The 22726-nt window shown below is 34.5% G+C and carries 27 protein-coding genes and 1 tRNA gene; 20 read left to right on the forward strand and 8 right to left on the reverse strand.

The features are described from left to right. The first annotated feature begins 30 nt into the window (after positions 1 to 30). From MHB70_RS05400 to MHB70_RS05430, 7 genes are all read left to right on the forward strand, one after another. The gene (locus MHB70_RS05400) at positions 31 to 393 is read left to right on the forward strand and encodes a hypothetical protein (protein ID WP_001034135.1); all 363 of its coding nucleotides are present in this window, start codon (positions 31 to 33) and stop codon (positions 391 to 393) included. Positions 394 to 410: 17 nt separating this feature from the next. Continuing rightward, entirely contained in the window at positions 411 to 680 is a 270-nt protein-coding gene (locus MHB70_RS05405) for a hypothetical protein (protein ID WP_061530721.1), read from the forward strand. A gap of 80 nt (positions 681 to 760) precedes the next feature. Continuing rightward, positions 761 to 1306, forward strand: a complete 546-nt coding sequence (locus tag MHB70_RS05410) for a hypothetical protein (protein ID WP_001267648.1) — start codon at positions 761 to 763, stop codon at positions 1304 to 1306. 168 nt (positions 1307 to 1474) lie between these two features. Beyond that, positions 1475 to 2071, forward strand: a complete 597-nt coding sequence (locus MHB70_RS05415) for a DUF4878 domain-containing protein (RefSeq protein ID WP_000756068.1) — start codon at positions 1475 to 1477, stop codon at positions 2069 to 2071. Between the two features lie 766 nt (positions 2072 to 2837). Further along, positions 2838 to 2906, forward strand: a complete 69-nt coding sequence (locus MHB70_RS05420) for a hypothetical protein (RefSeq protein ID WP_131232464.1) — start codon at positions 2838 to 2840, stop codon at positions 2904 to 2906. A 32-nt stretch (positions 2907 to 2938) separates the two neighbouring features. Continuing rightward, positions 2939 to 3838, forward strand: coding sequence for an ABC transporter ATP-binding protein (locus MHB70_RS05425; protein ID WP_000054720.1), 900 nt, complete (start codon positions 2939 to 2941; stop codon positions 3836 to 3838). Further along, the gene (locus tag MHB70_RS05430) at positions 3831 to 5072 is read left to right on the forward strand and encodes an ABC transporter permease (RefSeq protein WP_001084155.1); all 1242 of its coding nucleotides are present in this window, start codon (positions 3831 to 3833) and stop codon (positions 5070 to 5072) included. The genes MHB70_RS05425 and MHB70_RS05430 overlap by 8 nt, the downstream gene beginning before the upstream one ends. A 326-nt stretch (positions 5073 to 5398) precedes the next feature. On the opposite strand, the gene MHB70_RS05435 is transcribed toward MHB70_RS05430, so the two are convergent. From MHB70_RS05435 to MHB70_RS05460, 6 genes are all read right to left on the reverse strand, one after another. Next, a complete protein-coding gene (locus MHB70_RS05435; protein ID WP_000846643.1) occupies positions 5399 to 5872 on the reverse strand; it encodes a hypothetical protein in 474 nt (157 codons plus the stop codon). A 452-nt stretch (positions 5873 to 6324) separates the two neighbouring features. After that, the gene (locus MHB70_RS05440) at positions 6325 to 6531 is read right to left on the reverse strand and encodes a hypothetical protein (protein WP_000568080.1); all 207 of its coding nucleotides are present in this window, start codon (positions 6529 to 6531) and stop codon (positions 6325 to 6327) included. Between the two features lie 32 nt (positions 6532 to 6563). Next, positions 6564 to 6758 carry a hypothetical protein gene (locus MHB70_RS05445; RefSeq protein WP_000443121.1) on the reverse strand — a complete coding sequence of 65 codons (195 nt, stop codon included), beginning with the start codon at positions 6756 to 6758 and terminating at the stop codon, positions 6564 to 6566. 163 nt (positions 6759 to 6921) lie between these two features. Continuing rightward, positions 6922 to 7101, reverse strand: coding sequence for a hypothetical protein (locus MHB70_RS05450; RefSeq protein WP_000060405.1), 180 nt, complete (start codon positions 7099 to 7101; stop codon positions 6922 to 6924). Positions 7102 to 7220: 119 nt separating this feature from the next. Continuing rightward, a tRNA-Val gene (locus tag MHB70_RS05455) sits at positions 7221 to 7293 on the reverse strand. A gap of 193 nt (positions 7294 to 7486) precedes the next feature. Next, a complete protein-coding gene (locus tag MHB70_RS05460) occupies positions 7487 to 7702 on the reverse strand; it encodes a hypothetical protein (RefSeq protein WP_000929646.1) in 216 nt (71 codons plus the stop codon). Positions 7703 to 8137: 435 nt separating this feature from the next. Here MHB70_RS05460 and MHB70_RS05465 point away from each other — a divergent pair, with 435 nt between their 5' ends. The 6 genes from MHB70_RS05465 to calY all read left to right on the forward strand — a co-directional run bounded on the left by MHB70_RS05465 (position 8138) and on the right by calY (position 13160). Further along, complete coding sequence (locus tag MHB70_RS05465; protein ID WP_000251867.1) at positions 8138 to 8365, forward strand: hypothetical protein; 228 nt, start codon at positions 8138 to 8140, stop codon at positions 8363 to 8365. 153 nt (positions 8366 to 8518) lie between these two features. Continuing rightward, positions 8519 to 9805 carry a D-alanyl-D-alanine carboxypeptidase family protein gene (locus MHB70_RS05470; RefSeq protein WP_000247036.1) on the forward strand — a complete coding sequence of 429 codons (1287 nt, stop codon included), beginning with the start codon at positions 8519 to 8521 and terminating at the stop codon, positions 9803 to 9805. A gap of 194 nt (positions 9806 to 9999) precedes the next feature. Next, entirely contained in the window at positions 10000 to 10569 is a 570-nt protein-coding gene (sipW, locus tag MHB70_RS05475; protein ID WP_000767788.1) for a signal peptidase I SipW, read from the forward strand. 64 nt (positions 10570 to 10633) lie between these two features. After that, positions 10634 to 11221, forward strand: coding sequence for a CalY family protein (locus tag MHB70_RS05480; protein WP_000172853.1), 588 nt, complete (start codon positions 10634 to 10636; stop codon positions 11219 to 11221). Between the two features lie 135 nt (positions 11222 to 11356). Then, on the forward strand, positions 11357 to 12139 hold the full coding sequence (locus tag MHB70_RS05485) for a DUF4047 domain-containing protein (protein ID WP_061530720.1): 783 nt from the start codon (positions 11357 to 11359) through the stop codon (positions 12137 to 12139). 427 nt (positions 12140 to 12566) lie between these two features. Continuing rightward, positions 12567 to 13160, forward strand: coding sequence for a biofilm matrix protein CalY (gene calY, locus MHB70_RS05490; RefSeq protein ID WP_000053720.1), 594 nt, complete (start codon positions 12567 to 12569; stop codon positions 13158 to 13160). 75 nt (positions 13161 to 13235) lie between these two features. Here the strand turns inward: calY and MHB70_RS05495 are convergent, their stop codons facing one another. Beyond that, the gene (locus tag MHB70_RS05495) at positions 13236 to 13559 is read right to left on the reverse strand and encodes a helix-turn-helix domain-containing protein (protein WP_000578873.1); all 324 of its coding nucleotides are present in this window, start codon (positions 13557 to 13559) and stop codon (positions 13236 to 13238) included. Positions 13560 to 13638: 79 nt separating this feature from the next. Next, a complete protein-coding gene (locus MHB70_RS05500; RefSeq protein ID WP_061530719.1) occupies positions 13639 to 13773 on the reverse strand; it encodes an anti-repressor SinI family protein in 135 nt (44 codons plus the stop codon). Positions 13774 to 14118: 345 nt separating this feature from the next. Between MHB70_RS05500 and inhA1 the strand changes: the two genes are divergently transcribed. The 7 genes from inhA1 to MHB70_RS05535 all read left to right on the forward strand — a co-directional run bounded on the left by inhA1 (position 14119) and on the right by MHB70_RS05535 (position 22697). Then, complete coding sequence (inhA1, locus tag MHB70_RS05505) at positions 14119 to 16506, forward strand: M6 family metalloprotease immune inhibitor InhA1 (protein WP_001035956.1); 2388 nt, start codon at positions 14119 to 14121, stop codon at positions 16504 to 16506. A 157-nt stretch (positions 16507 to 16663) separates the two neighbouring features. Continuing rightward, positions 16664 to 18031 (forward strand): aldehyde dehydrogenase, encoded by a 1368-nt coding sequence (locus tag MHB70_RS05510; RefSeq protein WP_000028364.1) that lies wholly within the window; start codon positions 16664 to 16666, stop codon positions 18029 to 18031. 237 nt (positions 18032 to 18268) lie between these two features. After that, positions 18269 to 19252 (forward strand): spermidine/putrescine ABC transporter ATP-binding protein PotA, encoded by a 984-nt coding sequence (gene potA, locus MHB70_RS05515; RefSeq protein ID WP_000720326.1) that lies wholly within the window; start codon positions 18269 to 18271, stop codon positions 19250 to 19252. Then, positions 19249 to 20097: a spermidine/putrescine ABC transporter permease PotB gene (gene potB, locus MHB70_RS05520; RefSeq protein ID WP_061530718.1), complete on the forward strand. Its 849-nt coding sequence runs from the start codon at positions 19249 to 19251 to the stop codon at positions 20095 to 20097. Before potA ends, potB begins: the two co-directional genes overlap by 4 nt. Before the next feature lie 6 nt (positions 20098 to 20103). Continuing rightward, a complete protein-coding gene (gene potC / locus MHB70_RS05525) occupies positions 20104 to 20904 on the forward strand; it encodes a spermidine/putrescine ABC transporter permease PotC (protein ID WP_000714202.1) in 801 nt (266 codons plus the stop codon). Positions 20905 to 20940: 36 nt separating this feature from the next. Beyond that, positions 20941 to 21990 (forward strand): spermidine/putrescine ABC transporter substrate-binding protein PotD, encoded by a 1050-nt coding sequence (gene potD, locus MHB70_RS05530; RefSeq protein ID WP_000772488.1) that lies wholly within the window; start codon positions 20941 to 20943, stop codon positions 21988 to 21990. 59 nt (positions 21991 to 22049) lie between these two features. After that, complete coding sequence (locus MHB70_RS05535) at positions 22050 to 22697, forward strand: phosphatase PAP2 family protein (RefSeq protein WP_000727808.1); 648 nt, start codon at positions 22050 to 22052, stop codon at positions 22695 to 22697. The last annotated feature ends 29 nt before the right edge of the window (positions 22698 to 22726 follow it).

Here is a 22726-nt window from a genome sequence, read left to right on the forward strand (position 1 = left end):
CAATAAAATAATAGAAAAGGAGAATAGTATATGAATAAAAAAGCTATCTTCTTTTTATTAACAAGTCTACTACTTGTAGCTAGTATTACTTATATAATATGTAACACACGAGAACAAGTACCACCTATATTAGTATGGGAGGACCAAGAATACTACGTTACGGATGAACCTGCTCAAGCAGAAGAAGTCGGGCAAAGGCTCGGAGAAGTGACAAAGAAAATTGAAGCAAGTAAAGCACCTACTAAAAATAGTGAATCTAATACATTACAAGAAAAAACAGAAGTATTCACAATGATTGAAGAAAAAAAAGATGATCAATCGCCTTTAATCATAAAGGAACCTTATGGTGATGAATATAGAATAGTAAGGCCGATGTTAAAGCAAGTACTATAATAGAAAAGGAGACTCATATGCAGACAATAGCTTCATATCCGTGGTCGTTAAGAAAAATATTTGTCTTTTTCCTTTGCTTTATTCTGCCTCCTATCGGTTTCATTTATATTTTGATGAATAGAGAAGCACTACAAAAGGGAGATTTCATTTTATATGTATTATTTGCTGCTATTAATATATCGCTTTGGTTATCATTGATGATTTTTGATAGGAGTATGTGGATGGTAGCGGGGCATGATGTGCTTAGCGTAATTGTTATTATTGTTTCGAATATGAATAAGGGATAACCCAGCAATTTTAAAGTTGCTGGGTTTTATTTTGATATTTATAATGAAATAACAAATCTTTAATAGAGAGTAGTGGCATTATGAGATGGAGAGCAGGAACGTTTGAAAAAATAGAAACAAACCATGCATCTATTGAACAAATTATAAATACATATAAGAAACAAAACTTAAATGGTGGAGCGGTTATAAGCTGTTTTAAAGTACATAACGAAAACTTTTTCAAAGAAATACCACATGGAGAAGATGGACACGAGCACTTTTTCAGAAGAATCTGCAACTCTTTAGATATAATCAATAACTTAGAAGAATTAAAAATACATACATCAGATAAATATAAGTTTCGTTTTAAAGAGCATCAGGCAGTCATGCTTGATGGTAGCATTGCCGCTCAAATTTTGTGGGGCGGAGCGTATGAAGCATTTCAAGAACGGCCGGTTGCTGCGAAGCAATTAGCGATTAATGTATGCCAATATATGTTCCAAGATCGATACGAAGATATTAAAGTGTTTGAAAGTGACCACCCTTGGACAGATTGGTTTTACGATGTTGTATGGGATGCTACTTGGATGGTATTAGATAGTAAGGAGCATAAAATGTGGTTAATTTGTGCTACGGATACGGATTAAAAGATAAAGAGTCTTGTAGAAATGCTACAAGGCTCTTTATCTTTTGGGAAAGAATAGAAAATAAATCGTATAAATGTTATACTAAAAAATGTTTGTAATGTAAGTTTTATACTGTTGTATAGTGATGGCTTACTAGAAAAGAAAAGGTAAGGTAAGAGGAGAATGAACGTGAAAAAGGTAAAGAAATTATTGCTACTAATGATGGTAATAGGGTTAACAGTTGGTGTTTTAGCAGGATGTGCAAACCCGAAAGATACTGCTGAAGAATTTTTAACAGCAATACAAAAAGGGGATGTAGAGAAGGCTCGTACATTCGTTGAAAGTGACAAGGAATTTAATAAACTAAATGAAAAAACAGATGATGCTGAAGCAAAAGAAATGCTAAGCGCAATTACGAAAAACTTTAAATTTGAAAAACTAGAAGAAGTATCAAAAACAGATGATAAAGCAGAAGTGAAAGTGAAAATTACATCTGCTGATCTATCTGTTGCCGTAACGAAAGCAATGGGAGAAGTTATGCCAATGGCCTTCGCTAGTGCCTTTAGCGAAGATAAAGAGCAATCTGAAAAAGCAATCGAAAAAACAATGACATCAGCTATCATTAAACATTTATCAGATAAAGATGCAATAATGGCAACACGCGAAGTTACATTGAACTTAAAGAAAAACAAAGATGGTGACTATAAAATCGTTGCTGATGATAACTTGAAAGAAGTATTGTTTGCGAATGCTAAAGCTTTGGAGAAGATGTTTGGTGGGAAGTGATTGACTTACATAAAAAAGAGACATCATATCACGTAGTAGGGTGATATGGTGTCTTTTTTTATGACCATGGAGAGGTTTGAACTCACGATATCCATTCTAAAAATTTTATATCATGTTTTTATAAATATATAACATAAAGCTAGTTGTAACAGGGAAGATACTGTATTCGATGTTTTCTTAGGCAGATCCTGTAACGTAGAAAAGTGAAATTTCTAGACCAGATTTTAATTAGTTTTCTTTCAGTTTTAATGAGGAGATGTACGAAGATGTTGTGACTATGCCTGCTGAATACTATTAATTGTGAAGTTAAATAAGACAACAATTTATTAGAGGAAGATTAGTTAGTTTAATTATAAGATTTAGGTGTTTAACAGGGTTACTAATTAATTTCAGTTCTCCCATGAAAAATTAAAGAAAAAGTATTGATTAACAAATTCGTGTTTTAAGTGAATGTGGGGGCTTCTTTAAATAAAGGTGGTCAACACTATGTAAATAATTAGGAGTGCTAAAATATGCAAAATTGCATATTAATTATTTTAAATCTTATGCTAACCTTATAATGCGAAATATAACATTTGTTGGTAATGATTCATTTTTGAAGGATAAAAAATGAGATATTACAGTGAATTGTGTGCCATCGTCCTATATTATAAACGATAATAACGAAAGCTATTTGAAGTCCTTTGAGGGAAATAAGTTATTAAAGAAGATACCATATAGAAGATTTTTCGGAATTTAAGATGTTACAAATGTCATCTTATTTTTAATGTCTGATAAAAGTGATGCCATTAGAGGGCAAAATATTGTGGTTGACTATGGATATACAATTGTATAAATAAATCATCTTGGGAATTAAGGTTGTGGATAATGAGTTTACTAATTAAAGATTTAACAAAGAAATTTGACGAGCATGTTGCAGTGAATAATTTGAATATCGAGATACCGAAAGGTGAAATATTTGGGTTCTTGGGCGGGAATGGAGCAGGTAAAACGACTACATTTCGAATGATACTTGGACTTTTATCGAAATCAAGCGGAACCATTTCATGGAATGGTAAACCTATAAATTATGATGTTACAGATAAGATTGGGTATTTACCAGAAGAACGTGGTCTTTATGCGAAAATGACTGTCAAAGAACAAGTTAACTTTTTTGCAAAATTAAAGAATATGAAAAGTAAAGATGCAGAAAAAGAACTGCACTATTGGCTGGAGCGTTTTAATATAACTGAGTATCTGAACAAAAAGGTAGGAGAACTTTCAAAAGGGAATCAGCAAAAAATTCAGCTGATAACAGCGATTATACATAAGCCTGAACTCTTAATTTTAGATGAACCATTTAGTGGTTTAGATCCAGTAAATGTTGAAATGTTAAAAGAAGCTGTTCTTGATATGCAAAAACAAGGGTCGTCGATTCTTTTTAGTTCACATCGTATGGAACATGTGGAAGAATTATGCCAACACATTTGTATCATGCACAAAGGAGTATCTGTTGTTCAGGGAGACATTGCCAAAATTAAAAGTGACTTTGGTAAAAAGAATGTTGTAATCGTTGGCGATCATGACTTTGATCATTTAAAAGAAATAAAAGGTGTGGAAAGTATGAAGAAACGTAAGAATGCAGTTACTCTTAAAATTTCATATGAAGAAGTTTCGCATGTTTTATTTAAAGAGATAACGAAATTAGGGTATGTTAAAAAGTTCGCAGTGGAAGAGCCTACACTAAATGACATCTTTATTGAGAAAGTAGGTGCACAGCATGAATAGTTTCTGGACGATTTTTTTACAAAACTATAAATCTAAGGTAAAAGCTAAATCATATATTGCTATTACAATCATAATTTCTATGTTAATTATAGGACTGATGAACTTTGACAAAATTTATAACTATTTTGTAGGTAACGAGGACGAGCAAGTTGTCATTGTTACAGAAAAAGAAGAATTATATACAACTATTCATCAAGTGTTTAAAAATGTCGATAGTAAGATGCATGTTAAACATAGTACGGATAAACAAAAAGCAGAATCGGGCGTTAAAAATGGTGATTATTCATATGCTATCGTTGTAGAGGAATTGGAAAATAAACAACTAAAGGCTACGTATATAACTGAGACAGATGTAAATCAGCAAGATGTTAGCAAGGTTCAAACGATTTTATCTCAAATACAATCTTCTAATTTCGCTCAGCAATTGAATCTATCGCAAGATGAATTAAAGGTGTTAACGACGCCAGTAGAAATTCATACCAAAACTGTTTCAGATAAGGTTAAAGATGGAGAACATACAGAGGGTGTAGGAATTTTAATTAATACCTTTATCATGCTAAATTATTTTATGATATTATTGTATGCTGCGCAATTAGCTACAGATGTTGCAACAGAAAAATCTTCTCGTGTAATGGAGTTAGTTGTTTCAAGTATTTCGCCTACAAAACATTTATATGCGAAGCTATTCTCAACATTATTGGCAGGTATTACACAAATGATAATTTGGGGCTTGGTCGCAACTGTTGGGTATAAAATAGCAATTAATGAATCGAAAAATGATATTTTAAATAGTATTGATTTAAACTCTGTTGCTCCTACTCTAGTGGCGTATGGGATTTTATTCTTCACATTAGGATTCTTATTATATGGCTCATTATCTTGTCTACTCGGCTCTATTATTAGTCGTATAGAGGAGTCTTCTCAAGCTGTTATGCCACTGATGTTTATGTTAATTGCTGCTTTGTATATCGCACTTTATGGAATGTCAAATCCAAGCAGCACGGTTGTTACCGTTACTAGTTATATACCTTTCTTTACTCCTATTGTTATGCTCGTACGAATTGGATTCCTCAATATTCCAGTATGGGAGATTGCGCTTACATTAGCAATTCTATTAGCAACAATATGTATGATGATTGGTTTAACGAGCCGTGTTTACCGCGGCGGCGTATTATTATATGGTAAAGGTGCATTTAGTAATATAAAGAAGGCAATCAAGTTAGGGAAGAAATAAGATTAGCTCATTCATTTTTGAGACTTATATTTACAAAGAACTACATGGTTAATCTATGTAGTTCTTTGTTTTTTGTAAAATGTATATAAATAAATATAAAAGAATGTGTTGTCAATTTAGAAAGCGTTGATAATTTAAAAAACCTTATGTTGTAAACGATAGAAAAAGAAGAAGTAGGATCATAAACACATATGCACCATTAGGTAAATACGTGGAATTTATAAAATAGGTAAGGACTGTTTCGTTCCCTACCTATCCATTTCTGAATATTAATATTCAATTTTATATATAAAAAAATAAGCTCCGAAAAGCTTATTTTTTCATGATTATTCTCCTCTTCCTATAACTGTCATTCCTGCTGTGTAAATTGTATCTACAGAACCATCAGCGCTTACAATTTCAACTTTGTAACGGTATGTTCCATTATCTCCAATATCTTCGCCATATCCTGTGAAAGTAGAAATTTCATCATTACTTCCAGCTGGAACCCATTGATTTTTCCAATTGAAGAAAGTATCATATTCTCCCCAGCTATCTCCATATTTCTTTTCGATGCTGACATTGTAATGAATATCCTCAGTTCGGTCATTTGTAATTCTTGCAATTACGTTTTGCCCAAATCGGTATTCCGTAGCGTGTACTTGAACTGTAACACCATTCACCGTTTCGCTAGGTCCACAGATATAACGACAGAACTCGCTTGCTCCGTCGGCATGTGCTTTAGTTGTATCAATGTTCATAACCGTGAAACCGCCCAAAGCTAAAGCTCCTGTTAATAATACTTTACCAAATGTTTTCACTTGAAATTCCTCCTAAGTATATTCTCAATTCGTTCAATAGATATCACATTAAGTAGTTTTATAACATGAATCTAATCGAACGCTGTTTTTCCTCGAATGTATTCGCTAGTAATCTTGTGTCGTGTAGTAATCTAATCTCTACATAAAATTCCATAGTTTTGATTCCATATATGTATCATGATTTACATAGAATAAATCTGTTAATACGTTTTGGGTATTTACTTATCCCACCTTCCTCTTTACCTTTTATTGGTAAAATATTATTTTTATTATATACTACTATTACCTATTTACAAGAGAAAATAATCCTGTATGCAAAAGTGCATAATAAAAAACGAACCAATACTATAGTTCGTTTTTCATCATGCTAAGTCTGATAAAGTCTCATTAACATTTTCTTTAATTTTTTGATGATACGATTTTTTAACATCTTCAATTATAGATTTGTACCCTCATTCCATATCCTTTAACCATTCTTCACGTAGAAATATACTCGTGCCTTTCGTCCGTCTGATGGGTTTGATTTGTCCCTTTTTCAATAGCGCATTCATACGAGCCATTGAAATCCTCAATATTTCAGTCACTTCCGAAGTCAATAAAATTTCTGTTTTGGCAAATTCCCTTTTATCGAATGGTTGCATTATATATACGTCGATCATAGCAATTACTCCTTATAAAAAATGGGCCTATGTCAAACATAGACCGTTGTATACCATTGTGCTGAGTAGGTGCTTGGGTTACCTCGTGAGATATGTTCAATTTGCTCAGCGGATTGAAAATCAAACAATTTTATTACATGCAGTAAATCACAGCATCTCGTTTCCTTGAGAATTTCCGCTACCAAACTTGCATCTTCTAACGGCCCCATTTCTACATAGCGCTCCATTGTTCTGATTCCTATTTCTGTATCTTGATGCACGTAAATATGGCCATCAAAGCATACACATTCATTTTTTAATCAATAAACCCAGTCATAAATAAAATTTGTTGTAATATCGGTCATATAGAATATTTGAGCATTTTGTGTTCCATGAAATGCTTTTATACTATTAAACATAAGAAGGAATTGATTCAATGATGTTGGGGCGTGAATTCTGTTTTACTTTACTATCAATAAATCTTTCGAATACGCGTTCAACAGAATATTCTTTTGAAATTTTGCTAGTTTTCCGTTTGTGGGGTTGTCGTTTTTTTACGATTTCTTTTTCTGTGAAGTATGTTAAAGACATAAAAAAACTCCTTCATTCTCATTTAGAGTTAAAGGAGGAGTCACGATCAAAACTTGAGCGGTACTCACCGTTAGTTTTGCTCAAAATATGAAATTATCAACAGTTGATACAAAAGGATATGACCCCGGAGAGGCTCGAACTCACGACCTCCACCCTGTCAAGGTGGCGCTCTCCCTGCTGAGCTACGGGATCTTCAAAAATACTTATGTAATAGCATCTTTAATAATAATGCTAAAGCAATTATATATAATTAACTGAAATTTTACAATATTTATACAGGAAGTTTTTAAAGATGGATCTTGTACAATCATGCTAGAAGTGAATAAAGGAATAATTAATAAGAAGGAAACTGAATAGAAAGTAGGTTTTAAATGTAGAGGTTATATTATTTACGATATTTATCCAAAGGGTTTTCATCGCTTAAATCAACAAGTAAAGGACATAAGAATAGCAAAGGTAAAGCAGCATTAGCATGATGAAAGGTATCGTTAGAAAGGTATTGCCTTCCAAAACAATACGGACAATCTTTTTCAAATGTCACAAGTATCGACCATACATCTTTTATTTTCCACTTCGTCTTACAATATGTACAATGTGCCATAGAATTCCTCCTCATTTTTAGTTTTTTTAATATATTCCATTTGATTGTACGAAAGCAAAGTGTATTTGATGTGATAAAATGAAAGTTGTGTTGTTTTTATACGGATGTATTTAGTAATGTATGACAAATTGTATAACGTGTGATGGCTATGTAGAATAAGGGATTTTCACTTTCGATATTCAAATTGGCCAATATATCCTTTTTACAATTTACTTAAAATCATGTATAACAGAGATACAAGATTTTTTTACCCCGCATTAACGGGCAGTAAGATCCCCGCTCAAAATTCAGCGAAAGCAAAGAAGTTAGGTGGGAGATCAACTGCTCGTAAAAGCCCGATTGGTGAAGGCTAATAATCCGTGGGGGATGAAGAAAATCCCCACGGATTAAAGTTTAACTTTATAAATATTCAAGAGTAGAGGGAGAATTATTGTAATGGTAAGAAAAACGTTCAAGATGCGCGTTTCTAGAAATAGAACGATTTCGATTAATGGCTCGATTCTTGATGTAGATGTTACGCATGATGAGTTTTTGCAAGAGCTTGTTGAGTGGGTCGATTCTAAAGGTTGGTCATTTATGGGGATGACGGATGAGATTACGCCTGAGGAAGCAAGTCAGAAGTTAATAGATTCGTTAATTGATGAGAAGGATAAGAAAGAGTAATTCCTTCTTATTTTTATTGTATAATTATGTCCTTTATCGTAAAAATATGATATAGTAAAAAATAGTGATTTTTCTTCCAATTTAATACAAATTACATATAGATTGGTAGATTCATTTTTTATTTGTAGGAGTAAAGTGAAAAGGGAGAGTCATATGGTAAATTTCAAGAAAATTTTGGTTTTTATTACAGTTATTAGTTTGTTTTTATTGACACCTATGACGTTGCGTGCTGAGACGAATATTGGAGTGAATCCGGAGCAAGTGGCACCACCACCTAAGGAAGGGCCAAATGTTTTTAGTCAGTTTGCAGCTACGATTGATGCGAAAACAGGTGATTTGTTGTATGACAAAAATGCACATCATCGTGCGTATCCAGCTAGTGTGACGAAAGTGTTAACAGCGATTTTGTTAATGGAGCATACGAAGCCAGAGGATCAGTTTACATTTTCGCAATTAGCATTAGATCAAGAGAAGAGCAATTATCAAATTGAGTTTCAACCCGGTGAGACGGTGAATAGAAATACCGCGCTTATGATTTTAATGGTGTTAAGTGCGAATGATGTGTCGTATGCGATTGCAGAGCATATTGGTGGAAGTGTTGAGAATTTTGCTAATATGATGAATGAAAAGGCAAAACAGTTAGGTGCTACAGATAGTCACTTTGTAACACCAAATGGACTGCATGATCCGAACCATTATACGACGCCGTATGATATCGCTATGATTACGAGAGGTGTGCAAAAGTATCCTGAAATTTTGCAAGCGATGAATACGAAAAGAACGACAGTTACTACATCTAGGCAGACGGTGTCTATTTTTAATAAATCTATTTATTTTGAGAACCCATATAGTATCGGCGGTAAGACGGGGTTTACGAATGAGGCACGTAATACGCTCGTTTTATTAAATGAGAAAGATGGAAATCGTATTATAAATGTAGTAATGGCTTCTCAAAGACCTGAAATCTATGAGGATTTAAAGCAGATGGCGGAATATTCTTTTGGGCAATTTACGAAACAAACGGTGCTAGATAAACATAGTTGGCATCAAAAGACAACGTATTTAAATAAAGATATTGATAGCGAACTTGAAAAAAGTGCAGAGCTTGTGCTTAAGAAAGATGAAGGGAAAAATGTGAAAACTATTTTTCGGGCCGCTTCATTAGATAAAGACTCTTTGTATCATAAGGGAATCCATCGTGGTGAGGTAGTTGGTGCAGTCGATATTACGAAAAATAATCAAACAATTGCGACGATAAATGTTCTTTCAAAAGAAGATGTTACTTTTGCGATGCCTAAAAAGGATACAATTGAGCCTGAAATAACAGAGTCAAATGTGAAAGTGATAAGTATTGGGATAGGTGCGATTGTATTAGTTGGAGTCATTTTATATGCTGTGGTGCGCCATAATAGACAAGGAATAAAATCAGAAGAAAAGTAAAAAAGCATGAGGACTGTGAAGAGATTTTGTCACAGTCTTTTTTATATACGGAAAAGAAGTTTAACTAATAATTGTAAATTTTCTTATTGCAATAACTCAAAGTTCGTTATATCATTTACTTGTGTTCTTGTTAAAGAACACAAGAAGCATTGCATACTTCAAATAATATAAAACAACGGAGAGGGAGAGAGACGATGAAATTAATTTGGAAGATAATTAGCAACGCGATCTCATTTGTTTTATTTGCATTGATGGTTTTCTTAGCTTTTGTAGTCATTTCTTCAAAAGCGAGCGGTGGGGATCCGACAGTGATGGGATATCAGTTTAAGAGCGTTCTTTCAGGATCGATGGAACCGACGTTTTTAACAGGATCAATCATTGCAATAGAGCCAAAGAAAGATGGTTCTAAATATGAAAAAGGTGATGTTATTACCTTTAAAGAGAAAGATCAAAAAATTATCACTCACCGTATTATCGGTGTGAAAGATACAAATGGAAAAGTAATGTATGAAACAAAAGGGGATAACAACAACGGACCAGATTTAGAACCAGTACTTGCAGAAAATGTAGTTGGGAAATATGCAGATATTACAGTTCCGTACGTTGGTTATTTACTGAATTATGCGAATTCAAAAGCGGGAGCAGCATTACTTCTTATTATTCCAGGCGTCTTTTTACTTGGTTATTCCGCGATTTCTATTTTTGGCGCTATTCGTAGCATTGACGGAGAAAAGAAAGATAAAAAAGTAGAACAATCCGTCTAGATCGTTTGGTTATACTTTCCGTTTAGGAAGTTAACAAATATATATATATTAAGGGGATATGGACATGACTTTAAAGAAAAAGTTAGGAATGGGTATCACATCAGCAGTACTAGGAGCAGCATTAGTTGGTGGAGGAACATTTGCGTTTTTCAGTGATAAAGAAGTGTCAAACAATACATTTGCGGCTGGTACACTTGATTTAGCATTAAATCCATCAACAGTTGTTAATGTATCGAATTTAAAACCTGGTGATACAATTGAAAAAGAATTTAAACTAGAAAATAAAGGCTCCTTAAATATTAAAAAGGTTCTACTGAAAACAGATTATAATGTAGAAGATGTAAAGAAAGATAATAAAGATGATTTTGGTAAACATATTAAAGTAACATTCTTAAAAAATGTAGATAAGCATGAGACAATTGTGAAACAAACTACATTAGATAAATTGAAGGGTGACACACTTACAGCCGTAGATAATGATTTAGCTGCTTGGTTCTGGGATGAAAAAGGTATTTCTGCAGGTAAATCTGATAAATTCAAAGTGAAATTTGAGTTCGTTGATAATGGGAAAGATCAAAATCAATTCCAAGGCGATAAGTTACAATTAAATTGGACGTTTGATGCACAACAAACAGCAGGTGAAGAAAGATAATAATAAAAAAGGGCTATCATATGGATAGCCCTTTTTCTATTTTTCTAGTATATAGCTATCATTTTATATAGTTCTTTATTATAATAAAGATAATGTTCTGTATAAAGAACGGAATGTTCGATGGGAGAGATTAAGATGCTGAAAAGACCACGTAATTTAAAAAAGATGCTTATATTGCCGTGTATGTGCTCTATTACGTTTTATTTAGGATCTCAAGTTATGACGCATACAGAAGCGGCATTCATTCATGAAACGAAAGTAGAAGCGAGTATTTCTACAGCAATTATATTTCCGAAAACAGTTACTACATTAAAAGAACAGGCTGAGCAACATAAAAAGTTTATTGAGCATGAGTATGGAACAATGAAGGGGAAACTGAAAGTAACTTCTATTGAAGAAATAAAACAGGCAATTTCTGTATGGCAACAAGGTCGTGAGAAAATTGTTTCTGAGAAGGAAGCCTTGCAAAATGTATATACTGAAATAGAAGCTCCTTACAACCAAATACAGGAAGAATTAAAAGTAACTAAAGATGAGTCGATTCAAAAAGTAGCCTTATATGTGAATGAAGGCTTTCAGATTATAAAAGAGAAGCGAGATTATATTGAGAAAGAAGTTAGTTTGAAAGCTATTGATGAGCAAATTCAGGCTCTACAGCAACAATTAAACGTTGCACTTGAAGCGGAAGGACAAAAGAAAGTAGAAGAACAGAAGAAAGTAGAAGAACAGAAGAAAGCAGAAGAACAAAAGAAAGTAGAAGAACAGAAGAAAGTAGAAGAACAGAAGAAAGCAGAAGAACAGAAGAAAGCAGAAGAACAGAAGAAAGTAGAAGAACAAAAGAAGGCAGAAGAACAAAAGAAAGTAGAAGAACAGAAAAAGCTAGAAGAGCAGAAGAAAGCAGAGGAACAGAAAAAATAGAAACAGATAAAAGCGGGGTAACTGCTTTAGTGAAACAGCTGGAAAACAAGAATGTGGTGCAAGAGATAACGAGCGAATAAGCAAAACGATTAATGTTTTATAGGAGTGTGAGGGAACGTTAGCCCTCACCTCTTTGTCTTTCTTTTTTCTTATAATATGAAATGTATTTGCGTGTGAAAAAAGTTATAAATTAGTATAAAGTAGTATATATTATTTTCTGAAAAATCAAAATAATATTGAGAAATAAAAATAATTGAAAATACTAAAAAATGTTGTTGTATTTACATAAGTTTGTTCGTTATAATGAACTTAAGGTTTTTGAAAAAGAACAAATATTAGCATCGCTAATATAGTTTTATTTACATCTCTTAATTTATATGAGAGATAGCAATGTAAAAATACAAAAAACAGCTAGGGGGAATTGATTGTGAGTCTGAAAAAGAAATTAGGTATGGGAGTTGCATCAGCAGCATTGGGGTTATCTTTAATTGGTGGAGGAACGTTTGCATTCTTTAGCGATAAAGAAGTATCAAATAATACATTTGCAGCTGGGACGTTAGATCTTACATTAAACCCTAAAACGCTTGTGGATATTAAAGATTTAAAACCAGGGGATTCTGTTAAGAAAGAGTTCTTACTAAAGAACGATGGTTCGTTAACAATTAAAGACGTTAAATTAGCAACAAAGTATACTGTGAAAGATGCAAAAAATGATAATGCTGGGGAAGACTTTGGCAAGCACATTAAAGTAAAATTTATTTGGAACTGGGATAAACAAAGTGAGCCTGTATATGAAACAACTTTAGCAGACTTACAAAATGCGGATCCAGATCTTTTAGCTAAAGACATCTTTGCTCCTGAGTGGGGAGAAAAAGGTGGATTAGAAGCTGGTACAGAGGATTATCTATGGGTACAATTTGTATTCGAAGATAATGGTCAAGACCAAAATAAATTCCAAGGTGATACATTGAATTTAGAGTGGACATTCAATGCTAACCAAGAAGCTGGGGAAGAAAAATAAAAAAAAAGCGGGTATCCCCCGCTTTTTTTTATAAAGAAAAAGAAGTGCCAGTTTGTAAGCACTCCTTTTTATATATTATTTTTGATTTTTCTTCCACTGTGTAAATTCAAGAAATTCACGAAACTGTTCTTTAGAGACACCAGAGTTCATTGCGTCTTTAACGAGCTGTGTCCATTCGGAGTCTAGGCGAGCTTCCTTTTCTGTTTCGTCATGAAGTAAAGTATCAACTGGAATTTGTAGAACTGCTGCGATTTTTTCAAGAAACTGAATGGAAGGGTTTTTTTGTAAATTTCGTTCTATAGAACTAATGTAAGATTTAGCAACACCAGCTTTTTCGGCAAGTTCAGTTAATGAAATACCTTTTTGTAAACGAAGGCGTTTTATACGTTCTCCAATCATGTTTGCGCACCTTTCTATCAATATGTCGTCGTCTTATGATGTCATTATTATAACATAAACTTCGTTAAAAAGAACAAGGCTATTGAGCTTGACTTGATGGCTTCACACGTTGGAAAAAGTGTTCGATATCTTGCAGGGCGATACCAGCATCTAGAGCTTCAAGTATTAAATCAATCCATTCTTGATCCAGTGTGTCCGTCTTATCTTTGTACAATTGTAATTCCTCCCTAATTATCGGTCATAACTGCTGCTACAGAATAAATGATAATAAAACCGAATTTTTTATTTTATGTATCGAATTATCAAATATTGTGTAGGTAAAACAAAGATAAAATCCCCATTAAACTCCCTCGATGGAAATAATTATAAATTGTTCGATAAAAACTTTCAATATTTTCAGAAAACATTGTTGAATTGTGATATATCCGTATACTAACTATGAAATTTTTACAAATATATTAAAAAAATTACATAATATAACTAAATATTGAAAAAATATTGAATTTTTAATAAAATTCAAATTGTAATACATATTATTTATTAGGGGAGGAAATAAGGGATGAACAAGAAACCATTCAAAGTATTATCATCAATTGCTTTGACAGCTGTATTAGGTCTTTCATTTAGCACGGGCACTCAGTCTGTGTACGCTGAAACGCCTGGGAATAAAGCAGCTACAAGCCCAGTTGATGACCATTTAATTCCAGAAGAGCGTTTAGCAGATGCACTGAAAAAGCGTGGGGTAATTGATTCGTCAGCTTCAGAGAAAGAAACAAAGAAAGCTGTCGAAAAGTATGTAGAGAACAAAAAGGGTGAAAATCCTGGGAAAGAAGCAACGAATGGGGATCAACTTACGAAAGAAGCATCAGACTTTTTAAAGAAAGTGAAAGATGCGAAAGCAGACACGAAAGAAAAACTAAATCAGCCAGCAACAGGGACACCTGCAGCGACAGGCCCAGTTAAAGGCGGATTAAATGGTAAAGTACCAACTTCTCCAGCAAAACAAAAAGCATATAACGGCGATGTTCGTAAAGATAAGGTACTTGTTTTACTTGTAGAGTACGCTGACTTTAAACATAACAACATTGATAAAGAACCTGGTTATATGTATTCGGAAGACTTTAACAAAGAACACTATGAAAAAATGTTATTCGGTGATGAGCCATTCGCATTAGAGGATGGAAGCAAAATCGAAACGTTTAAACAATATTACGAAGAGCAATCCGGTGGTAGTTACACAGTGGACGGAACAGTTACAAAATGGTTAACAGTTCCTGGTAAAGCTGCTGATTACGGTGCAGATGCTGCTACAGGCCATGATAATAAAGGACCAAAAGGACCACGTGATCTAGTAAAAGATGCATTAAAAGCAGCTGTAGATAGCGGTCTTGATTTATCACAGTTTGATCAGTTCGATCAATACGATGTAAATGGTGATGGAAATCAAAATCAACCGGATGGTTTAATCGATCACTTAATGATTATTCATGCGGGTGTTGGACAAGAAGCTGGCGGTGGTAAATTAGGTGATGATGCAATTTGGTCACATCGCTGGACAGTTGGACCAAAGCCGTTCGCAATTGAAGGTACGCAAGCGAAAGTTCCATATTGGGGCGGAAAGATGGCAGCATTCGACTACACAATTGAACCAGAAGATGGTGCGGTTGGTGTATTCGCGCATGAATATGGTCATGATTTAGGTCTTCCAGATGAGTATGATACAGACTATACGGGTCATGGTGAGCCAATTCAAGCTTGGTCTGTTATGAGTGGCGGTAGCTGGGCTGGTAAAATCGCTGGAACAACGCCAACAAGTTTCTCACCACAAAATAAAGAGTTTTTCCAAAAAACAATCGGTGGTAACTGGGCAAATATCGTAGAAGTAGATTACGAGAAATTAAATAAAGGTATTGGTCTAGCAACATATTTAGACCAAAGTGTTACGAAATCTAACCGACCAGGTATGATTCGTGTTAACTTACCAGATAAAGATGTAAAAACAATTGAGCCAGCATTTGGTAAACAGTATTACTACAGCACAAAAGGTGACAATCTTCACACGAAAATGGAAACACCACTGTTTGATTTAACAAATGCAACGAATGCGAAATTCGATTTCAAATCATTATATGAGATTGAAGCTGAGTATGACTTCCTTGAAGTACACGCTGTAACAGAAGATGGACAACAAACGTTACTTGAAAGACTTGGCGAGAAAGCAAATAGCGGAAATGCAGATTCGACAAATGGAAAATGGATTGATAAATCATATGATTTAAGTCAATTCAAAGGTAAGAAAGTAAAATTAACATTTGAGTACATTACAGATGGTGGTTTAGCATTAAATGGTTTCCTACTTGATAATGCATCATTAACAGTAGATGGTAAAGTTGCATTCTCAGATGATGCAGAAGGTACATCACAATTTAAATTAGATGGTTTCGTTGTTTCTAGCGGAACAGAGAAGAAAAAACATAACTACTATGTAGAGTGGAGAAACCATACTGGATCAGATAGCGCATTGAAATTTGCTCGCGGTCCAGAATATAACTCAGGTATGGTTGTATGGTATGCAGACTCAGCTTACTCAGATAACTGGGTTGGTTTACATCCAGGACACGGTTTCCTTGGTGTAGTTGATTCTCATCCAGAAGCAATTGTAGGAACTTTAAATGGTAAGCCGACAATTGACAGTAGTACACGATTCCAAATCGCTGATGCGGCGTTCTCATTCGACAAAACGCCAGCTTGGCAAGTTGTATCTCCAACGCGTGGAACGTATACGTACAATGGCTTAGCTGGTGTACCGAAGTTTGATGATTCGAAAACGTATATTAATCAACAGATTCCAGATGCAGGACGTATTTTACCGAAGCTTGGTCTTAAGTTTGAAGTAGTAGGACAAGCTGATGATAATTCTGCAGGTGCTGTTCGTTTATACCGTTAATACCGTAAAACTACCGAGAGATTTTCTTTCGGTAGTTTTTTGTGAGCAATGAATTTTATATAAAAGAAAAAATTATATATAATGTAATTTTACGAGTAAAAAAGTTCTATATAAATAATGAAAGAATTGGATAAAAATAGTGGGAGAAGGTGAATAGATGAGCATTTCTTCTATTGTAAATAAACAAAAGCAATATTTTTATAATGGATATACGAGAAGTATAGAAACAAGAAAAAATAATTTAAAAAAGCTTTATGATGGAATTCAGCGTTTTGAAGAAGAGATATTTCAAGCATTGAAATTAGATTTAAATAAGTCAGTTCATGAGGCGTTTACAACGGAAGTGGGATATGCATTAAAAGAAATTTCTTTTCAATTGAAACATATGTCATCGTGGAGTAAACCGAAGCGAGTTCGAACAGCATTAACTCATTTCGGATCGAAGGGGAAGGTAGTACCAGAACCGTATGGTGTGACGCTTATTATTGCGCCATGGAACTATCCGTTTCAGTTAGCAATTGCACCCCTAGTAGGAGCGCTGGCAGCTGGGAATACAGTTGTTTTAAAGCCGTCAGAGTTAACGCCTAACGTTTCAAAAGTGCTTACGAGAATGTTAGAGGAATTATTCCAAGAAGAGCTTGTAGCGGTAATAGAAGGCGGGATAGAAGAGAGTACGGCATTGTTAAAGGAAAGGTTTGATTATATTTTCTTTACAGGTAGTGTTGGTGTTGGAAAAGTTGTGATGGAAGCAGCAGCCAAAGAGTTAACGCCGCTTACGTTAGAACTTGGCGGAAAAAGCCCATGTATTGTACATAAAGATGCAAAAATAGATGTAACAGCAAGGCGGATTGTTTGGGGTAAGTTTTTAAATGCAGGGCAGACATGTGTAGCACCGGATTATATGTACGTTCATTCTTCCGTGAAAGAACAGTTAATCGAGGCGTTAAGACATGAAATTACGGAGCAGTATGGAAAAGAGCCACTGAACAATGACAATTACGTAAAAATTGTGAGCGAGCGTCATTTTGAACGATTATGTCGATTCTTACAAGATGGTCAAGTCGTAATTGGCGGGAACTATAAAAAAGATACATTACATATTGAGCCGACAATAGTAACAGATATCACGTGGCAAGATGCTGTTATGGAAGATGAAATTTTTGGTCCGATTTTACCGATTATAGAGTATGACAAAATAGAAGATGTTATTGGCACAATTCAGCAACATCCGAAGCCGTTAGCGCTATATGTATTTTCTGAAAATAAAGAAGTGCAAAAGAAAGTGACGAGTAATATTTCATATGGCGGAGGGTGCATTAATGATGTTGTCTATCATCTTGCAACGCCATATTTACCTTTTGGGGGCGTTGGAAGTAGTGGATTAGGTAGTTATCATGGGGAAGAAAGTTTTCGGACTTTTTCACATTATAAAAGCATTTTAGCCCAATCTACGGCATTCGATATGAAAATTCGTTACTCTTCTACAAAAAGTGCTTTAAAATTCATACGAAAGTTGTTAAAATGATGATGGTGTTTATCAGTAGGCGTAGCCGTATGATAATAGCCCCTTCGCAATGGAAGGGGTTTTTCTGTTCGACATTATGTATCATGAAAAAATGAATCAAACATACTACATAAAGAATAGAAGTGAACGCTTGCTAAATAACCATTTTGTTTGGATCGAAACAAAAAATAGTCTATAAAACATAAATATTTATTCATGAATATAAAAATTAAAATTTAAGGTAGATAGGACGGGAAAATGAAAAAAATTATTAAAGTTGAAGCAGTAGAAAAACATTTTGGAAATCAAGTGATTATCCCACCGCTTTCTTTAGATATTAAAGAAGGAGAGTTTTTAACAATTTTAGGGCCGAGTGGTTGCGGGAAAACGACGTTACTTCGTATGATCGCAGGATTTGAAACTCCAACTAAAGGGAATCTTTTATTAGATGATGAAAAGATTAACGATTTGCCGCCATATAAGCGTCATATGAACTTAGTGTTCCAACATTATGCACTATTCCCGCATATGAATGTGGAGAAAAATATTTGTTTCGGTATGAAAATGCAAAAAGTACCAGCGGCAGAACAGAAAGAACGTGCTGAAGAGGCAATGCGTTTAACGCAGTTACTAGAGTTCCGTAATCGTAAACCTATGAAGCTGTCTGGTGGGCAGCAGCAGCGTGTAGCAATTGCGAGAGCGATTGTAAATAACCCACGTGTATTACTATTGGATGAGCCACTTGGAGCGCTTGACTTTAAGCTAAGAAAAGATTTGCAACGTGAATTGAAAAACTTACAACGCAATTTAGGGATTACGTTCATATACGTAACGCATGATCAAGAAGAAGCGATGAGCATGAGTGACCGTATTGTCGTTATGAATAAAGGACATATTGAACAAATCGGAACACCGAAAGAAATTTATAATAAGCCGAAAACGTTGTTCGTTGCGACATTTATCGGTGAAAATAATATTGTGAAAAACGGGGAAGACTACGTAGCAATTCGCCCTGAAAATGTAAAGGTACGTTCGGTTGAAGAACCAATTTTAGAAGATTACCATCTTGGACATATTGAAGACATTGAGTTTGTTGGAAATATGGAAAAGCTTTATGTACGTGATGAGAAAACAGCAGAATTATTGATGGCGTATCAAACAGCTGAAGAAGCAGCACAGTGGAGCATTGGAGATAATGTATATGTAGGATGGGAGCAAGAGGACGAGGTGACCTTAAATTGAAAAAAGGGAAATTACTCGCACTACCTACAGTCGCGTGGCTGTTAATCTTCTTCCTAGTTCCACTTGTATTCGTATTGGGTTTTGCCTTCATGCAGCGCGGAGCATACGGAACAGTGGAAATGCAATTTACGTTAGATAATATAGTACGTGTGTTTGACCCATTGTATATGAGAACATTATGGGAAACAGTAAAGATTGCTGTTATTACAACAGTACTTTGTTTATTAATTGGTTATCCATTTGCGTATACAATTACAATTGTTGATCGTAAATATCGTTCTATTCTTTTATTATTGGCAACGATACCGTTTTGGATTAACTTCCTTGTTCGTTCATATGCGTGGATTGTTATTTTACGTTCACAAGGTCTTGTGAACACACTGTTATTAAAATTAGGTATTATTAGTGAACCGTTAAATTTACTATATAATACGCCTTCTGTAATACTTGGAATGGTATATTCTTTATTACCATTTATGATTTTACCAGTGTATGCAGCAATTGAGCAGCTGGATAAGCGTAAGCTAGAAGCAGCTTATGATTTAGGTGCAACACCAGTAAAAGCATTTTGGAATGTAACAGTACCAATGACGATGTCAGGAATTGCTACTGGTTCTATTTTAGTATTCGTTTCTTCTATCGGAATGTTTGTTGTATCAGACGTGATGGGTGGATCGAAAGTAGCATTAATCGGAAACGTAATCCAAAACCAATTCTTAGGTGCGCGTGACTGGCCGTTTGGATCTGCGTTATCTATGATTGTTGTTCTATTCTCTGTTCTGTTAATTTACTTATATTATCGTGCAACGAAAGTATATAAATATGATGGGAACGGAGGGGAATAGGCAAAAATGAAAAAGTTTTTAGTTTCTTATTCTTGGTTAATTTTATTGTTCTTGTATTTTCCAATGATGGTTTTAATGGTATATTCCTTTAATGATTCTCGAATTAATGCGGAATGGGAAGGCTTTACATTCCATTGGTATACAGATTTATTTCAAAAACAAGATGTTATTGATGCGTTTGTAAATAGTATGACGATTGCAGTTATAACAACAGTTGTAACAACGATACTTGGTATGTTTTTTGCGATAGCATTACATCGTTACAAATATCGTTTTGAAGGGGCCATTAATGGTCTTGTATATTTACCTATTTTAATTCCTGATATATTAATGGGATTATCTTTACTTATCCTATTTAGTCAATTAGGTATGGAACTTGGACAAACAACAATTATTATCGCACATATTACATTTAGTATTTCATTTGTTGTTGTTATTTTAGCGGCCCGTCTTTCTAGCATGGGACGTGATTTAGAAGAGGCTGCAAATGATTTAGGAGCAACGCCATGGCAAACGTTTCGCCATGTGACGTTTCCGGCAATTGCACCGGGAGTTGTTTCAGCAGCGTTATTAACATTCACATTATCAATTGATGATTTTGTAATTAGTTTCTTCGTATCAGGACCAGGATCAACAACATTGCCATTATACATTTACAGTATGGTTAAGCGCGGAGTATCACCTGAAATTAATGCCCTTTCTACAATTTTAATTGTTGTTATTGTAGGATTAATGGTGCTATCGGAAATCTTCCGTAACAAAGGTGCAGATGGTGAAGAAAACTCTGGAGGACACCTTCCTTTATAATACGAACGATATAAAAAGTACGAGGGGGTAAAACCGATGAAATTAATGAAAAGAATAGCTGGCGCAGCAATTAGTTTTAGCCTTGTTGCTGGTGTACTTGCCGGTTGTGGTGAAAAGAAAGAAGAGTTAAACATTTATAGCTGGGCTGACAATTTTGATGAGCAAGTGCTAAGAGATTTTGAAAAGAAATATAACGTAAAAATTAACTATGATAAGTATGCAAGTAACGAAGAAATGCTTGCGAAATTACAAGCTGGTGGCGCAAAGTATGACTTAATTCAGCCGTCTGATTACATGGTTAAGACAATGGCGAAAATGGATTTATTAGCGCCGTTAGATAAGAAGAATATCCCGAACATCGAAAATATGATTTCTAATTTCAAAACGCCAGCATTTGACCCAGAGAATAAATATTCTTTAGTATACACTTGGGGCGTAACAGGGATTGCATACAATAAAAAGTATGTGAAAGAAGCACCTACAAGCTGGGCTGACTTATGGAACGAGAAATATAAAGGACATGTAACATTACTAAATGATTCTCGTGAAGTATTAGGAATGGGTCTTAAGAAGCATGGATTCTCAAACAGCACGAAAGACGATGCAGAGTTAAAGACAGCAGCTACTGATTTACAGAAGCTACTTCCAAATTTATTAGCATTTGATACAGATAACATTAAACAAAAGTTCATTACAGAAGATGCTTGGATCGGAACAGTTTGGTCTGGAGATGCAGCATTTATCGCAAAAGATAATAAAGATGTAGAGTACGTTGTACCAAAAGAAGGCGGCACAATTTGGGCCGACACGTTAGCAATTCCAAAAGGTGCAAAAAACAAAGAGCTTGCAGAGAAGTTTATGAACTATTTATTAGATGAGAAAGTAAGTGTGAAAAACTACGAGTCAATTGGGTACAGTAATCCAAATGAAAAAGCCCACCCTCTTCATAGTAAAGAATATCGTGAGAACCATATGATCTTCTTAACGAAAGAAGAATTAGATCGCACAGAATGGCTTGTTGATGTAGACGATAAGTTAAAAGACTATGATCGTTACTGGACAGAATTAAAAACAAAAGGTAAATAAGTAAGGAAATGCGGTTTCTAAAGTAGAAATCGCATTTTTTCATAGTAGGAGGAAATCGTTTGAAGAAGAAGTTACATCAGTATGAGGTAATGTGTGTTATTTTATTACTTACGGTATTTAGTATTATTGCTTGGCGCGTACATGCAGGTGGCGTTACAGTGATGGATACATATGTCCGCGGATTAGTAAAGGGGTTACAAACGGAGAGCTCACTTACTTTTTTCTCATACTTTACAAAGTTAGGATCAGCAATTGGAATTGTAACTATACTTATTATAAGTTTGCTTGTTTTTTGGCAGAAACGTTATTATGCTGCAATGATCGTGTATCCAATGGGGGTTTTGATCACACATCTCGTTAATAAAGGAATAAAAGAAATTGTGAAAAGGGAGCGTCCGTCGTTAAATGAAGCATTAGATGCACTTGGGTATAGCTTCCCTAGTGGGCATGCAATGTTATCTATTATGACATTCGGTTTTCTTACTTATATCATTGCGGCAAATTTGAAGAGTGTAACTGGGAAATATGTTATAACCATTTTGATGGGTATATTAATTGTATCGATTGGATTAAGTAGAGTTATTTTAAATGTACATTATCCAACTGATATTTTAGCAGGTTATTGCGTAGGTGGTATTTTGTTAATTATCGCGATTTATTATCATCGTTTACTTACTAAGAGGCTTCAGCTCAATAAAGAGAGATAAAAAACGTCTGGAAAAACTATCATTATAGT

The sequence above is a fragment of the Bacillus sp. FSL M7-1020 genome (assembly GCF_038050415.1).
In the GTDB taxonomy this organism is placed as follows: Bacteria; Bacillota; Bacilli; order Bacillales; family Bacillaceae_G; genus Bacillus_A; species Bacillus_A toyonensis.

Coding starts and splice junctions, on each gene's coding strand:
- MHB70_RS05400 (WP_001034135.1), top strand. CDS start 31: ATGAATAAAAAAGCTATCTTCTTTTTATTAACAAGTCTACTACTTGTA.
- MHB70_RS05405 (WP_061530721.1), top strand. CDS start 411: ATGCAGACAATAGCTTCATATCCGTGGTCGTTAAGAAAAATATTTGTC.
- MHB70_RS05410 (WP_001267648.1), top strand. CDS start 761: ATGAGATGGAGAGCAGGAACGTTTGAAAAAATAGAAACAAACCATGCA.
- MHB70_RS05425 (WP_000054720.1), top strand. CDS start 2,939: ATGAGTTTACTAATTAAAGATTTAACAAAGAAATTTGACGAGCATGTT.
- MHB70_RS05430 (WP_001084155.1), top strand. CDS start 3,831: ATGAATAGTTTCTGGACGATTTTTTTACAAAACTATAAATCTAAGGTA.
- MHB70_RS05440 (WP_000568080.1), bottom strand. CDS start 6,531: ATGATCGACGTATATATAATGCAACCATTCGATAAAAGGGAATTTGCC.
- MHB70_RS05445 (WP_000443121.1), bottom strand. CDS start 6,758: ATGGAGCGCTATGTAGAAATGGGGCCGTTAGAAGATGCAAGTTTGGTA.
- MHB70_RS05450 (WP_000060405.1), bottom strand. CDS start 7,101: ATGTCTTTAACATACTTCACAGAAAAAGAAATCGTAAAAAAACGACAA.
- MHB70_RS05460 (WP_000929646.1), bottom strand. CDS start 7,702: ATGGCACATTGTACATATTGTAAGACGAAGTGGAAAATAAAAGATGTA.
- MHB70_RS05465 (WP_000251867.1), top strand. CDS start 8,138: ATGGTAAGAAAAACGTTCAAGATGCGCGTTTCTAGAAATAGAACGATT.
- MHB70_RS05470 (WP_000247036.1), top strand. CDS start 8,519: ATGGTAAATTTCAAGAAAATTTTGGTTTTTATTACAGTTATTAGTTTG.
- sipW (WP_000767788.1), top strand. CDS start 10,000: ATGAAATTAATTTGGAAGATAATTAGCAACGCGATCTCATTTGTTTTA.
- MHB70_RS05480 (WP_000172853.1), top strand. CDS start 10,634: ATGACTTTAAAGAAAAAGTTAGGAATGGGTATCACATCAGCAGTACTA.
- MHB70_RS05485 (WP_061530720.1), top strand. CDS start 11,357: ATGCTGAAAAGACCACGTAATTTAAAAAAGATGCTTATATTGCCGTGT.
- MHB70_RS05495 (WP_000578873.1), bottom strand. CDS start 13,559: ATGATTGGAGAACGTATAAAACGCCTTCGTTTACAAAAAGGTATTTCA.
- inhA1 (WP_001035956.1), top strand. CDS start 14,119: ATGAACAAGAAACCATTCAAAGTATTATCATCAATTGCTTTGACAGCT.
- MHB70_RS05510 (WP_000028364.1), top strand. CDS start 16,664: ATGAGCATTTCTTCTATTGTAAATAAACAAAAGCAATATTTTTATAAT.
- potA (WP_000720326.1), top strand. CDS start 18,269: ATGAAAAAAATTATTAAAGTTGAAGCAGTAGAAAAACATTTTGGAAAT.
- potC (WP_000714202.1), top strand. CDS start 20,104: ATGAAAAAGTTTTTAGTTTCTTATTCTTGGTTAATTTTATTGTTCTTG.
- potD (WP_000772488.1), top strand. CDS start 20,941: ATGAAATTAATGAAAAGAATAGCTGGCGCAGCAATTAGTTTTAGCCTT.